This window comes from Weizmannia sp. WK01 (genome assembly GCF_025905465.1).
Taxonomy (GTDB): domain Bacteria; phylum Bacillota; class Bacilli; order Bacillales; family Bacillaceae_C; genus Weizmannia; species Weizmannia faecalis.
Window position 1 is genome coordinate 679,491 of sequence record NZ_CP109616.1, and the last position, 14,511, is coordinate 694,001.

Consider the following 14,511-nt stretch of genomic DNA (forward strand, 5'->3'; position numbering starts at 1 on the left):
ACCGTAAAATTTGTAAAATGAAAAGTTTACGTATTGTACTTATTATATAGATGATATATATTGTAATTGAAGGCAATTGGTTCATCATTTTTTACAGTACTTCGGCAAAGCGGCCAAAAGGAGCATTTCTGGAATGGAAGAAAAAACGTTGGACAAAGTTGTCCGGGCGAAAGAACAATATATTGAAAAAATTGCGGACCATATTCGTGCTTTCGGCATCCCGCCAACCGTCGGGCGTGTCCTCGGCATTATCTACATAAATCACCGGCCGATGACGCTCGATGAATTGTCCCAGGCAACAGGCATGAGCAAGACAAGAATGAGCCAGGTAGTCCGCGAAATGGTCGATATGAATATCGCGGAAAAAGTGTTTGAAAAAGGGGTCCGGAAAGATCTTTACAATGTCGGCCTCGATTTTTACGACACTTTTGTTGCCATTTTTACGTCCAATTTGCGGAAAATCATTCATCGCAACAAATTCTTCGAAAAAAAATTTGCGCGTGAGTTGGCAGAACTGAAGGACAATGAAGAGCTGCCGCCGGAAATGGAGAAGCAGCTGAATCATTTTTTAAATGAGCTTTTCAATCTTGCGGAATATTATGATTGGCTTTCGCGGCTTGTCGATTTTTTTGAGAGTGGAAAAATTTTTGAGTATGTACCGAAGAAAAAACAGGAATAAACGGAGGCTGGCCCATGAGCACAGAAAAAGAAAAAATGATCGCCGGGAAGTTGTATAACGCGGGAGACCGGGAACTCACGCAGGCGAGATTGAAGGCCAGGCGCCTCATCCGTACGTTCAATGAAACAGATGAAACCGATTTGGAAACCCGGACAGCATTATTGAAAAAATTATTCGGTTCGACGGGGGAACACCTTTTTATCGAATCGGATTTCCGCTGCGATTACGGGTTTAACATTCATGTCGGGGAGAATTTTTATGCGAATTTCGATTGTGTCATTCTCGACGGGGGACTGGTTGAGATCGGGAAAAACTGCATGCTAGCGCCGGGTGTCCACATTTATACGGCAACACATCCGCTTGATGCGAAAACGCGGGTGTCTGGCCTGGAGTTGACCAAACCGGTGAAAATTGGCGATAACGTCTGGATCGGCGGACGCGCGGTGATTAACCCGGGTGTTACGATCGGCAACAATGCGGTGATCGCATCCGGAGCCGTCGTGGTAAAAGATGTACCCGACAATGCAGTCGTCGGCGGAAACCCGGCGCAAATCATCAAGATGGTGGAAGCATAAGGGAGGCGGCGCCTTCCTTTTTTTGTGGATGTAAGCCTGGTATCAGCGAAACGCGATGGAAACCCCGGGAAGTTGGGAAAAACCGGGAGAGCAGTTAAAGCCAGGGAAAAGAGAGGACGTGGAAAAAAACACTCTCAAAATTGGGGTTATGTAAACATAACCTATCGAGTGACCAGAATCAGTGAAAACTGGCGGCCATCAGTAAAAAAACAGCGGAACGCCAACCATAACAAGCCACCCTGCGGTCAAGGTGGCTTGCCCCTTAATCTTTTTGCCTGGGTGAAACGGCAGCCCAGAGCGCTGCCCCGACAAATGCAGCTATGGCGGCTGATGCAAGCGGATATTTGCTCATCTTGACATAATAACTGTTTCTGCGCATCCAGCCTTTATTCGTGCCCCGTTCATGCAGGCCGTAACCCGGATGGTAGAGGGCGCTGTCCGCTTTCGACTTTGACGGCCGGTCGCTGTGCTGCGTCCGGTACATGGTCAGCTCCATTAATTTATCCATGAACCGTGGCAAGAAGCGGCCTAAGACTGCGACCATTTTTGCCTGCGATCCGACATACATATCCCGCTTCGGGTGCTCGGCTGCAAACAGGATGGCTTCCGCGACGGCTTGAGGCGGGTAAATCATGGACATATAATGCGCCGGTTGTTTCTTAAGGTAGCTGCGCGCATGCTCATTATACGGCGTATCGATCCGGCCGGGGTGAACGAGCGTAATCGAAACGGGCGCATGCTCTTTTTCAAGTTCCATCCGGATGCTTTCCGTAAAACCGTGCAACGCAAATTTAGAGGAAGCATAGGTGGACTGGATGACGGTTCCGCGGTCGCCGAACAGGCTGCCGATATTGATCACAGCGCCGGGCACGCCGCGGCTTTTGTAATGCTGGACGGCTAACCTTGTCCCGTATACGGCGCCCCAGAAATTCGTGTCATACATGCGTTTCATGTCTTCAATGCTGACGTCCATCGCTTCGCCAAAAATTGAAACGCCGGCATTGTTCACCCAGGTGTCAAAGCCGCCGAACGTTTTAATGGCGGTTGCCGCAATATGCTTCACATCTTCTTCGCGGCCGACATCCGCCCGCACCCAGATGGCGGAACTGCCATTATTTTTTAACTCATTGGCAAGAATTTTCAACGCGTGCTCATTCCTTGCCGCGAGTACAAGCCGTGCGCCGCGGGCTGCAGCCATTCTTGCGGTGGCAAGCCCGATCCCGCTCGAAGCGCCGGTGATCACGATGACCTGGTCTGCCAGTTTTTTCAGTGATAATGGTTTTTCCATACTGGCATCCATACTGCCGTTGCCTTGTTGTACATAAGATTGGTCCAATGTATGCCCTCCTTGAAGTTTTTTTGCTGTGTTTCGTAATATATCTATACCCTGATTGCGGTTATTTTTGCAGCAGCAGGATTTGGAAATGGGAGGTTCCGGAATTGAAAAAGCAGGGAAGGCGCGGTTGGGCTTTTTTTTAAGGGATGCATGGGAGAAATTGCTGAAACCGCGATTGCGGAAATCATTTGGAGAGTATTGGCTTCCTTGGCCAAAATCGTTGCCCGGTTCGCGCTACATGGATGGAATAACAGAAAAACCTTGGAAAATCCAAGGTTTGAATGGAGCACGATGCTGTTTTTAAAAATCTGCCTTTTAAAATGGATCATTATTTTCCGTTCCAGAGAAAGACTCAATGGCATGCTCAAGGGCGTTGTATGCCTGGCCGAATGCGCCTGCCGCCGAATCAGTACCTGCATGGCGGTGTTCCGGGATCGAATGCTTCGCCTGTTCGATCGCCGTAATGGCATCTTCAATCATCGTCCCTTTGTCCCCGTACTGCTGGCGGGCATCCTGAAGCTGCCGGATGCAGGCATCTAAATCTGCTGAATCGGGATGATTATAAGCGTTTTCGAGCTTTTCCTTCACTTGTTCCAAAATTTCCTTCATGATTCACACCCATTTCTGTAAAGAATACAAGGCTAGTCTTTCAAGTTTGGTTTCATTTTATGCAATATGGAATGCAAACTAGAAAGAAATTTCATCTTTTGCGCTGGAACCAGCCTGCCCTGGCGGCCGTTTCTGCCCGCGAACTGCCGCTCATCCTGCTTTGCCGCCCGGTTCACGGGTCCAATAGGAAAAAAGCGGCCCGTTTTTTCCAAACACGGGATCGGTTTCCGGCATGCCGGTTTTGCGGATATTTTCGCGCAAGGTTTCATCTGCCCTCATTTGGGTATCATAATCCTGCCCGCCCGGATAACCCCCTGTCACCGCGAACCCGCCTCCTGACTCAATCCGTTTATGCCCGGTTCCGGCCGGCAACAGCACACAATCACCTTCAGATATTGTAAAGATTTTGCCTTTAGGGCCGCCAAGCTGCACTTTGGCATAACCGCTTCGTACCGCAATCACTTCATGGGAATTGCTGTGGAAATGATGGTAAGGGAAAATGGTCCATACCCAGTTGTTTCCCCAATTGTTTTTTTGAAACACTTTCTCAATTTCGTCTGTCCGTCCTTTAAAAACACCGTGGTAAATGAGTACAGGGAGGAACGGATTATTCGGAATCCCGTCGTTCTCCTCAAAATAAAATGCAGAAACATGATCGTTTGCTGCTGTCCCCCCTGCATTTTTGCCATCTGAAGCTGCCATCAATGGAAGCATCCGTTTCATTTTTGTTTTCCCTCCTCCTTCAATTAAGTTTCATGATTTTCCGGCTTCTCGTTCATTCTATCCGAATGCGTTACTCGACCGCCATAGTTATAGGCAGAATTTTCTTGCCTGGTTAAGTTCTATTCTTATCATTGTTTTTCCCTGTTTCTCCTATAGGAAACTTTCACTTTTTACCAAAAGTCCATGGGCTTTTTCTCAAAGTCATTCATCTTGTAAAGCTTGCGGCAACGTTAGTTTAGGATAGACGTCCATGCCACGATGAATGGAGCGTCATTAGGATAGACGACCATGCCACAATGAATGGGACATTAGCGGGAGAAAAAAACAGCCGCGCCATTTTTTAGGTTAGGATACTCCACATCATCTCCTTTTTCCCCTCTAACGCGCAATCTTGTATAATAGTTTAAGAAACCATTTCAGGAGGACGGCAGTTTGGGAAAAAAAGGATGGCTCGTTGTTTTATTGTTTTTCATTACGGTTGGCGTGCTGGGGACCGGTAACTGGTATTATCAGGCGAACACCGGAAAAACGATTGAAAAAGCACAGCAACAATATAAAAAAGACTTGGCAAAAGAAAGGCAGCACAGCCTGGAGGCAAAAGCGGCAAAGGAAAGCGCGGCAAAACAGATTTACGAAAAGCATAAAGGAAAAGAACTGGTATATCTGCCGGTCGGCTCCAGCCTAACAGCGGGGGATTTTGCAACGAAAAAAAGCAAAACGTATACCGCTTTGTTGGCCGGGCGCATCCACCAAGACCTTGGATATGAAGTGAAGACCATCAATGGCTATGGCAAGAGCGGGACCGGTCTGAAGGATCATGGGGCAGACAGTCTTCTCCATATTATTTTCAATCATCCTGATCTTGTGACGATTGAGTTTGGTACATTCGATCTGAACCGGAATGCCAAAAATACTTATGTTTCTACTGGCCAATTTAAGAAAGATCTTGAAAATTTTGTGGATGAAATCAGAAAGGGTACCGGTAAGAAAACAAAAATCATTTTGATCACCACCTGGAACAGCGGCCAGTTGTCCTTCACTTATGACCACGCCATTGAAGAGGTTGGGAAGGCAAAAGGGGTTCCTGTTGCCAATATTGAATCTGTTTGGCTAAACCGTTCCGATACACACGGCCCGAACGGAGAGAAAGCGGCCACGGGCAAAAGCGACGGCTGGCTCGCCAATGACAAAGGGCATAAAGAAATTGCAAATACGGTGTACAAAAAAGCGTATGGGCTGTTAAAGTAAAATACTGGCTGCTTTTCGGAAGGGCAACCCCCGGTCTTTTGGCAGGCGCTCAAGGATTGTGAATATATCGCCCTGTCTTTCAGAAGGCTATCTCTGAAAGACAGGGCTTTTTGCTGTTTTCGGATAAATCACCTCAGTGAAAAACGAATTGTTCGTAATATAAAACAATTTGTTCTTAATATATTTTTAAAAAGCAAGGAAAACAAAGGAATGTTGCGAAAAAGAAAGTATTTTGTTCGTTATTACGAAAAAATGGCGTCGCTTTCAGCTGCATTTATTTTGAGAGACAGTTGATGCAATGCCCATTGTAATTCGTTATCAAGAACTATCGAGATGCAAAAGGTTAACATGCCGTTTCCAATTGTGGTTTTATAAAGTTGGCGTTGCCGGCGTGGCCGGGAGTTCTTCACCGAGAAACGGATTTAGTACGGTGCTGCCTAATACGGCCACCCATGTTTTTAACGTTCTCGTGCCAGGAGTCCTCCTTTTTCTTATTGGTGCAGCGATGGCGCGCACCAGCGCCATAAGCTCCAGCTTCGGAAGGAATAGCGAAAGGCAGCAGAATAGGGCTGTCTGTTTTTTGTGATAAAATGGAAAAGACAATGCAGATGGGAGGGATTCAATTGAAAAAAATTGCCGAGGGCGTTGCGATGCTGGAAATCAACCTGAACCATTTTATCATTCACCCCACTTTGATCTGGGATGAACAGAAAGCGGTTTTGGTAGATGCCGGCATGCCGGGTTCGCTTGATTTGATCCATGCAGAAATGGAGAAGGCGGGCGTGCCGTTTGAAAAATTGGACGCAGTTATTCTGACGCACCAGGATATGGATCATATTGGCAGCGTGCCGGAAATATTGGCAGAGTCCGGCCATTCCATTACGGTGTACGCACACGGGCTGGACAAGCCATATATCGAAGGGGAGAGGCTTCTGATCAAAGCGGATCCGGAAAAGATCGATCCGGCAAGATGGGAATCGATGCCGGAAGAAATGAAACAGATGTATTTGAATCCGCCGAAAGCGAAAGTGGACAAAGTGATCGGGGATGGAGAAGTTCTGCCTTTTGGCGGCGGAATAGAGGTGATTTTTACACCGGGGCATACGCCTGGCCATTGCTGCCTGTATCTTAAAAAGAGCAAAACATTGATCGCTGCGGATGCGATGGTTGCAGACAACGGCAAACTGCATGGCCCCAGACAGCAAGTCACGCCTGATATGGGAACCGCAATGGCTTCATTGAAAAAGCTGCTTGATTTTGATATTGAATCCGTCATCTGCTACCACGGCGGCCTGTGCCATGAAAATGTAAATGAACAGATTCGCAAGCTTGCAGAATGAAATAAGAGCGTGGCAAAAAAGCCACGTTCTTATTTCAGTGCGCCGTGCATGGCGATTCGCTAGGCGGTGTAAGTCCGCTATGGGGGTAGGTAGCGACCAACCATTAGCCAAGAGCAAGGGTGTCCATCGTGAGATGGAATCTGAAGGAAGCTGGAGGCAAAATTCTGACCCGAGGAACACGAACATCATTAGGCGTACTCTCACAGGGTAAGGCTGCTGAACAAGTCAAAGCCCAAAAGCTATCCGGATGTGGAAACGTAAATGGTGCGGGTACATGGAATGAAAGCAAATCACCTTACCACGGGAGGTCTCACGGACAGGTGGAAACAGAGTATGAAACCTGGTTGAAACAAGATTTGCCGTGAGAAGTCAGCAGAAGCCATAGTACGGAGATGCCTGGAGCATCGAAGGAAGGGCTGAACTAAAGGAAGTGGAAGTCAATGAAAGTTACCGAAGAAACGAACAAATGCAGAAAACAGGAAGAAACCTGCTGTCAAAAAGATACTGCGGAACAGGAAGGATATGGCAGAGGGCATAGTTTCAAGAGGATAACTGAAAACAACACCACTAACACCAACAGACAGAACGAATGGATGCTCGAACGAATCCTTTCAAGTAATAACCTGCACCGTGCCTATAAAAAGGTAAAGAAAAACAAAGGTGCGGGCGGTGTCGATGGAATGAAAACAGGTGAACTTTTGGCATACCTAACTGAACATCAGAGGGAACTCGTCCTCTCCATTCGAAATGGGACATACAAGCCCCAACCCGTTAGAAGGGTAGAAATTCCAAAAGACAACGGGAAAACAAGGAAACTTGGAATACCAACGGTAGTAGACCGAGTCATCCAACAAGCCATTTCGCAGGTCCTAGTCCCTATATATGAAAGAAAGTTCTCAGACAATAGCTATGGTTTCCGACCACATAGAAGTACACATCAGGCACTTCTCAAGTGCCAAAAGAATGTAAATGAAGGATACCAGTATGTAGTAGACCTGGACTTAGAACAGTACTTTGACACGGTAAACCATAGTAAGCTTATCCAGATATTGAGTGAAACAATTCACGACGGACGTGTAATCTCCTTAATCCATAAATTCCTAAATGCAGGTGTTATGATCAAAGGAATAAGGACAACAAATGATTTCGGTGTTCCACAAGGAGGACCACTAAGTCCGCTTCTTGCCAATGTAATGTTAAACGAATTGGATAAAGAAATGGAAGCAAGAAATCACCGATTTGTCCGTTACGCTGATGATGTGATCATATTCTGTAAAAGCCGAAGAAGCTGCGAAAGAACATACCATAACATTCTCCCATTCATTGAGAAGAAATTGCGACTCAAAGTGAACCGAGAGAAGACGATGATCACACATATTAGAAACATCAAGTTCCTGAGTTATGGATTTTACCTTTATGAAGGAAAATGCAAATTCCGGGTACACCCGAAGGGTGTTCAAAAATTAAAGGAGAAAATTCGCAGAATCACAGGAAGAAGCAACGGATTAAGCGTAGAGGAAAGAAAGAAAAGGCTAAACGACACTGTCCGAGGATGGGTAAATTACTACAAGCTAGCGGATATGAAAAGTCTGGTAACCAGACTGGACCAATGGACACGAAGAAGAATGCGAATGGTAACTTGGAAAAGATGGAAGAGAGTACGCACAAGATTTTATTGGCTCAAGAAATTAGGGATCAATAAAAGAAAGGCGTGGGAATGGGCTAACACAAGAAAAGGCTACTGGAGAATCTCCGGCAGCCATATCTTAGCTAGAACCCTTACAAACGAACTCTTCCGAAGAGCAAGGTATATAAGTTTTCTGGATTACTATCTGTCTGTACGGTCGTAAACTTTAGAACCGCCGTGTACGGAACCGTACGCACGGTGGTGTGAGAGGTCGGCTAATCAAATAATGATTAGCCTCCTACTCGATTAAGCCAAACCGATGGCTGGAAAAGATGCCGGACATGGGGAAGAAAAGTCCCTGTCTTTCTGTTTTTTCCTTTTCTGGTGTGGGCCGTTTTTTGTCGTTTTTGAGTCATATAGCGGCCGACCTTGCCCCGCAGCCTTCCTTTTCTGGTGTGGGCCGTATCGCCGGTGTGTGATATAAAATGGGTTTTGTTGCCGCTCATGTTCCGGGCGGCCTTGTCATCCTGCCCCCCCTGCCTGGTGCAGGTTCGCCGGCATGTTGATTTGAAAAATGCCCGCCGCCCGAGCTATTTTGCCTTTTGCCGCGGCTTCTCATTCCCCCAGGCCGCCCCACAATGCCCGCTCGGCTTGGTGCGGATCCTTTTCTACTCTGCAATCCTGGCCAAAAATCATCGCGGGCCGCTGCCTTGTGTTATATGGCGGCCATTCGGGGAGCAGACTGCAATTCGGATCGCCATTTTGGGCAAAAGCAATCCACGCCTGATGCATCCGGTCTGCAAGCGCATGCCGGCCGGGTGCATTTCCCGTTAAGTTTTCCGTGCCGGGTTGTTCCAGCGTATGCCACACAAATGGAATTTCCAGGGCATGGCAGGCTTTAAGCGTCCCGTTATAAACGGGGCTTTCCCAGTCAAACTGGTACATCCACACCTTTTCCCCGGTTTGTGCGCGGGTATCTGCCAATTTTAAGGCAGGACCGGTAAATACAAAGTATGTCATGATCCGGTCGTATAATTCCTGGGTAAATGCACTTGGATCTGTAATTTTTGCGGAAAGGGCGTCCCAATACTTTGCAAATGTTTTTTGGAAAACGTCCTGCATCTCTTTAGGGTCCTGCCTTTTCCACACCGGATCGAAAACAGTGAACAGCCGGTATTCGTCCTTATTTGTTCCGATTAAAACCGGAATGTCCTTTGCCGCATTTTCAAGAGCCCTTTCCGGATGTTCCGGCAGCACAATGCCATCTGTAACCGGAAGTAGGCTCATGAAAGGGAGCGAATTCACAGCCTCTGCTAGATTTTTTGCCGGCACCTCTGCCAGTTTTGCAACATCTTTTTTCTCCAGACCAAGCGTTTCCAGTATGCGTCGTGTATTTTTGGCTGCCCGTTCAGGTGTAGCGGTAAAATTGGCCGCCCCGCTTTCGAGAATGGCCTTATGAAACAACCCGCTTGCGGCAGGGGAAGAAAGCAATGCCGCAACACTCATGGCACCTGCAGATTCGCCGAAAATGGTCACGCAGTCCGGATCCCCGCCGAAAGCAGCAATATTTTCTTTTACCCATTTTAAAGCTGCGATCTGATCGAGGATCCCGCAATTTCCGGAGGCCTCATATTTTTCTCCGCCCATTTCGCCAAGATACAGAAAACCGAGCGCTCCGAGCCGGTAATTGATCGTGACCACAACAACATCCCCGTTTTTGGCAAAAGCAGAGCCGTCATAAGAAGGCGCTGAACCTGCCCCGTTAGCAAACGCGCCGCCGTGGATCCATACCATAACAGGACGCCTCTCCCCGTCTGCTCCAGGCGTCCAAATATTAAGATTCAGGCAGTCTTCGTCCATATTTTCAGCCGGATTCCCGAGAAAATCCATCAGTTCAACCGGCGGCTGCCATGCAATTGGCCCGAACTGCGTGCAATCTTTTACGCCTGCCCAGGGTTCGGGCAGTTCCGGCGGGCGGAAACGCAAAGGTCCGATTGGCGGTTTTGCATAGGGAATCCCTTTCCAGATTTGCACACCTTTTTCCTCGTATCCCCGGGCCTTTCCGAAAACGGTTTCAACAATTGCTGTCTTCATTTTTATTCTCCTTTCCGGAATGGATTTCTAAAGTATTCGACGGGAATGTGCAAATTTCCTTTCAGTTTTTTTGAAAAATAGATTGACAACGAACGTACGATCTTTTATTCTGTTTATAGAATGTAAGTTCGGGTGAAGGGGTGCGAAAATATGGCAACCATCATAAGCAGCATTGGCCTAAAGGGAATAGAAGGATATTGTGTTCATGCCGAAGTGCAGATGATGTTGGGGTGCGGGTCCGGGATCACCATTGTCGGGTTGCCGGATGCTTCGGTGAAAGAATCTAAGGAACGAATACGGGGTGCATGTTCATCGATTGGATGTATGCTGTTCCAAAGCAAAACGATTGTCAATCTTTCCCCGGCAGACGAGCGGAAAAACAGTCCTGCACTTGATCTGCCCATTGCAATCGGGCTGATGGCAGAAAACCACTTTTTTCATGCCAGAATTCCTGATCATACTGCCTTTTTGGGCGCGCTCTCACTGGACGGGTCTGTTCAGGCAGTGGCTGGGATGCTTCCGTATGTGATGGCAGCAAGGGGATTAGGCATGAAAAGATTGTATTTGCCAGCCTCTGCGGAACTTCCCTTTTCACAAATGGACGGGATGGATATTATATTTGTCCAGCATTTAAAGGACGTACTCGATTCATTGTCCGGAAAGAAGCTGCCGCCTGTCCGGAAAAAGAGGCAGCTGCAACCAGATGAGTATTCATTCGAAGCAGATTTCAGCATGATTCTTGGGCACCGGCATGCGAAAAAAGTACTGGAGATTGCCGCCGCCGGAAGCCACAATGTTTTAATGTACGGCCCGCCCGGAAGCGGAAAAAGTATGCTGGCTGAGGCTTTTCCTTCGATTTTGCCGCCGCTTTCGGAAACGTCTTCTTTTGAAGTGGCGGGACTCTATCAGCTTGCAAACGTGAAAAGGGGATTTCACCGGAAACCGCCGTTTCGCGCGCCGCATCACGCTTCATCTGCAGTTTCACTCGTCGGTGGGGGTTCCCGGCCGCATCCGGGTGAAATTTCATTAGCCCATCACGGGGTGCTGTTTCTCGATGAAATGGCCGAGTTTCCAAAAAGAACGCTTGATATGCTCAGGCAGCCGCTTGAAAATGGGAAAGTAACCATTAGCAGAGCCGCTTCCACGGTGACTTACCCTGCCCGGTTTATTATGCTTGCGGCCATGAACTTGTGCCCATGCGGTTATCTCGGGTCGCCCCATGCGTATTGCACATGCACGCCAAAACAAATTCAAGCTTATCAAAACCGGATTTCCGGACCGCTGTTAGACCGCTTTGACATATTTTTGCCAGTCGGGACAGTACCGTTACTGGAAGAGTCCGGGAAAATAAACGAAACTTCAGAACAGATCCGAACCCGCGTCACGGAAGCAAGGAAAAGGCAGTACGAAAGGTACGGGGCGGAAGTTTGTAACGGTACAGTGCCAAACGAAATCTTTCTACAAAAAAATCCGCTCGCAAACAGCAGCAGTTTAATGCTCAGGCAGTGGGCAAGCAAGGAAAACTTCAGCAGCCGGGCACAAATGAAAATTCTCAGGCTGGCAAGGACGATTTCAGATTTGCAAGGCAGCCGGGAGCTGTCAGAAGACGCGCTCTGGCAGGCATTGCAAATGAAAAGAAATCATCTTTTTGGAAAAAGAAAGGTGGATGCATATGCAACTTATAATGGAAGAAAAAGCGGAGTATTTGCCGCACGACCGCTTGTTTAAAGAACTTATCCAAACTTTTTTTGCAGATTTCATGGAAGCCTTTTTCCCGGAAGTAGCGCGGTGGATGGACTTTTCTGATGTGGAATTCCTCCAGCAGGATCTGTTTACAGACATCACAGCTGGTGAACAACGCAGAATTGATATTTTGGCAAAATTGAAATTAAAAGGGGAAGACACGGTTGTCCTCATCCATGTGGAACCGCAGTCTTATTATCAAATGGAATTTCCGGAACGGATGTTTATTTACTATTCCCGCATTTATGAAAAATATCGCTTGCCGGTTTTGCCAATTGCTGTTTTCAGTTATAATAAACGCAGGGAAACTCCTTCTCTTTTCACCGTAAGAATCCGCAACTTTGAGTCCATCCGTTTTCGTTATATGTCCATACACTTAATCAGGAAAAACTGGAAAGAATATATTCGAAGCAACAATCCCGTTGCGGCTGCACTGCTCAGCAAAATGGGGTATACAAAAAAAGAAAAAGTACAGGTAAAAGTAGAGTTCTTAAGAATGATGGCCCGCATGGAACTCGACCCGGCAAGAATGGCACTAATCTATGGATTTTTTGATTCTTATTTTAAATTAACGGATAAGGAGGATGAACTTGTGATGTCAAGCATTAAAAATCTGGATCCGCAAGAAGCCGACCAAATCCTGCGCCTGCCAAATTCCTTTTACGACAAAGGGTACAAAAAAGGGAAGGAAGAAGGAAAAGAAGAAGGAAAAGAAGAAGGAAAGGAAGAAGGATTGAAAGAGGGGTTGAAAGAAGGGGAAAGGAGAGCGGCATTAAGGATTGCCAAAAGAATGCTGGAAGAGAACCAGGATCTGGCATCAATCGCAAAATACACCGGGCTGGCAGAGGAAGAATTGAAAAAGCTGAAACAGAGCGGAGCAACCAGACTTAGGTGTGATCAATAAATACACTGGGTTGCCGGAAGAAGAAATTCAAAATTTTAAAATAGAACCGAGCAATCGGCTGCAATCGCATAAATTGTGAGCATCCGTGGAAAACTAGCCGCATCACTTCAATAAGGATGTGGAGAGAGTGGAAAAAGAGAACGGACGTGTTGAGCCGACACTTGCGACTGGCCTTGACGACCAGGAAGAGCTCGACCAAAAAGCAACGCCGGAAGAAATAGCAAAAGGTGAATATACGAAAGTGGTCAGATTGTCTCTGGATGAAGCAGATCCAAGTAAGGGTGAAGATTAATATGGCATCGAATTTTTTGGCAGGCCTAATTGCCTCCATAACCGCATTTTAAATGGCGATCCCGTATGAAAGTCCGCTATGGCGGCCATTTCTATTGCAAGTGATGCAAACAGAAAAGGCGGAAACTTTGAAAAAATGGTGCAACAAACGGATTGCATTTAAGCAGGGTGAAGGCGGCCTTGTTCCGGGGCCGCCCGTGCCAATCATTTGATATCAGCCTTTTCAGCCGTGAGCTGTTCGATTGTTTCCATTGCTTTTGCAATTTGCGCCTTCGTAAAGCTGCCAAGCAGGCGAAAGGATTCTTCGGGTTTTGCGGCATATGCTGCGACTTTTTCAATGGCCGCGCCATGATTTTCCGTCACATGCAGTGTATCCAGATTATAAGGAAAACCGAGTTTTTGATACAACGGAAGCAGTTTTTTCACTTCATTGATATCGCCTGTTGCCGCTAATTGGACAAGGATGCCGTAAGCCACTTTGGAACCGTGCAGAATGGAATGCGTTTCCGGCAGGAAGGTCAGCCCGTTATGGATGGCGTGGGCCCCAGCCATTCTTCCGTATTCGCCGGCAAAGCCGCCGACTGTCCCGGCCGCGCCAATTATAATTTCAACTATATTGCGGAAAGCGTCGGTTATCTTCCCTTCGTTTCGGTCGTGTAATGCCTGCTCACTGTCGCGCAAGATCCCTTCATAAATCGCTTTTGCGGAGCGGAGGCCGAGTTCGACCATCACCGGCAAATGTTTCATGGAACGGGTGATGCCTTCTGCTTCATACCATTTGGCTAAAGAATCGCCAATTCCGCCCAGCAAATATTCGGCCGGTGCGTTCAGGAGAATACGCAAATCGATCAGGGTTAAAAAGGCGGAACGTTTGTAATAAGCGACATGACTGAATGAGCCGTCTTCATGATAAACAGCGGATAAAGGCGTATAACCGGCACACGTTCCGGCTAGCGTTGGAACGAGCACGACTTCACAGTTGAGCAGTTCTGCTGTTCCCTTTGCCGTATCGAGCACTTTGCCGCCGCCAATCCCGACGATGACATCTGCACGGCCTGCCTGTTCCGCCAGTTTTGCCATGTTTTTCTCACTTGCAGTATGATCGTACCGGAGTACCGGCCAGTTTTGCGGTATTGACGCAAATTTTTGAAATGCTTTGAATGATTTTACCCCGGTAATGACAACCGGATATTTGAATTCTTTCAGCTTTTCTTCCAAATATTTGGCTGCATCTTCTTCACATATGTATTGGTTTGGACCGCTTCTTATGACTTGGCTTAGACGCATCTTACAGGACCTCCGTGATATAAAAATTTGATGTATGTCCAGCTTACGCCTAAAT

13 protein-coding genes are annotated in these 14,511 nt (G+C 47.2%); 8 read left to right on the forward strand and 5 right to left on the reverse strand.

Features of this window, described 5'->3' with window-relative positions; all coding sequences use genetic code 11:
• Positions 1 to 133: 133 nt before the first annotated feature.
• Together OF158_RS03160 and OF158_RS03165 are read left to right on the forward strand one after the other, a co-directional pair.
• The gene (locus OF158_RS03160; protein ID WP_014096129.1) at positions 134 to 679 is read left to right on the forward strand and encodes a GbsR/MarR family transcriptional regulator; all 546 of its coding nucleotides are present in this window, start codon (positions 134 to 136) and stop codon (positions 677 to 679) included.
• Between the two features lie 14 nt (positions 680 to 693).
• Positions 694 to 1,254, forward strand: coding sequence for a maltose acetyltransferase domain-containing protein (locus tag OF158_RS03165; protein ID WP_014096128.1), 561 nt, complete (start codon positions 694 to 696; stop codon positions 1,252 to 1,254).
• A 262-nt stretch (positions 1,255 to 1,516) separates the two neighbouring features.
• Here OF158_RS03165 and OF158_RS03170 read toward each other — a convergent pair whose 3' ends face one another.
• From OF158_RS03170 to OF158_RS03180, 3 genes are all read right to left on the reverse strand, one after another.
• On the reverse strand, positions 1,517 to 2,554 hold the full coding sequence (locus tag OF158_RS03170) for an SDR family oxidoreductase (protein WP_043052588.1): 1,038 nt from the start codon (positions 2,552 to 2,554) through the stop codon (positions 1,517 to 1,519).
• 351 nt (positions 2,555 to 2,905) lie between these two features.
• The gene (locus tag OF158_RS03175) at positions 2,906 to 3,199 is read right to left on the reverse strand and encodes a hypothetical protein (RefSeq protein ID WP_013858390.1); all 294 of its coding nucleotides are present in this window, start codon (positions 3,197 to 3,199) and stop codon (positions 2,906 to 2,908) included.
• Between the two features lie 150 nt (positions 3,200 to 3,349).
• Positions 3,350 to 3,922, reverse strand: coding sequence for a cupin domain-containing protein (locus tag OF158_RS03180; RefSeq protein ID WP_017551904.1), 573 nt, complete (start codon positions 3,920 to 3,922; stop codon positions 3,350 to 3,352).
• Positions 3,923 to 4,354: 432 nt separating this feature from the next.
• Between OF158_RS03180 and OF158_RS03185 the strand changes: the two genes are divergently transcribed.
• From OF158_RS03185 to ltrA, 3 genes are all read left to right on the forward strand, one after another.
• Positions 4,355 to 5,170 (forward strand): SGNH/GDSL hydrolase family protein, encoded by an 816-nt coding sequence (locus OF158_RS03185; protein ID WP_017551905.1) that lies wholly within the window; start codon positions 4,355 to 4,357, stop codon positions 5,168 to 5,170.
• A 623-nt stretch (positions 5,171 to 5,793) separates the two neighbouring features.
• Positions 5,794 to 6,510 carry an MBL fold metallo-hydrolase gene (locus tag OF158_RS03190; protein WP_035182475.1) on the forward strand — a complete coding sequence of 239 codons (717 nt, stop codon included), beginning with the start codon at positions 5,794 to 5,796 and terminating at the stop codon, positions 6,508 to 6,510.
• Positions 6,511 to 6,950: 440 nt separating this feature from the next.
• Positions 6,951 to 8,360: a group II intron reverse transcriptase/maturase gene (ltrA, locus tag OF158_RS03195; protein ID WP_043052469.1), complete on the forward strand. Its 1,410-nt coding sequence runs from the start codon at positions 6,951 to 6,953 to the stop codon at positions 8,358 to 8,360.
• 392 nt (positions 8,361 to 8,752) lie between these two features.
• Here ltrA and OF158_RS03200 read toward each other — a convergent pair whose 3' ends face one another.
• Positions 8,753 to 10,231: a carboxylesterase/lipase family protein gene (locus OF158_RS03200; protein ID WP_035182471.1), complete on the reverse strand. Its 1,479-nt coding sequence runs from the start codon at positions 10,229 to 10,231 to the stop codon at positions 8,753 to 8,755.
• Between the two features lie 150 nt (positions 10,232 to 10,381).
• Here OF158_RS03200 and OF158_RS03205 point away from each other — a divergent pair, with 150 nt between their 5' ends.
• From OF158_RS03205 to OF158_RS03215, 3 genes are all read left to right on the forward strand, one after another.
• Positions 10,382 to 11,959, forward strand: coding sequence for a YifB family Mg chelatase-like AAA ATPase (locus OF158_RS03205; protein ID WP_014096121.1), 1,578 nt, complete (start codon positions 10,382 to 10,384; stop codon positions 11,957 to 11,959).
• A complete protein-coding gene (locus OF158_RS03210; protein WP_014096120.1) occupies positions 11,904 to 12,878 on the forward strand; it encodes an Rpn family recombination-promoting nuclease/putative transposase in 975 nt (324 codons plus the stop codon). Before OF158_RS03205 ends, OF158_RS03210 begins: the two co-directional genes overlap by 56 nt.
• A gap of 127 nt (positions 12,879 to 13,005) precedes the next feature.
• Positions 13,006 to 13,170, forward strand: coding sequence for a hypothetical protein (locus tag OF158_RS03215; RefSeq protein WP_013858399.1), 165 nt, complete (start codon positions 13,006 to 13,008; stop codon positions 13,168 to 13,170).
• A 203-nt stretch (positions 13,171 to 13,373) separates the two neighbouring features.
• On the opposite strand, the gene OF158_RS03220 is transcribed toward OF158_RS03215, so the two are convergent.
• Positions 13,374 to 14,456: an iron-containing alcohol dehydrogenase family protein gene (locus OF158_RS03220; protein ID WP_035182470.1), complete on the reverse strand. Its 1,083-nt coding sequence runs from the start codon at positions 14,454 to 14,456 to the stop codon at positions 13,374 to 13,376.
• Positions 14,457 to 14,511: the final 55 nt, after the last annotated feature.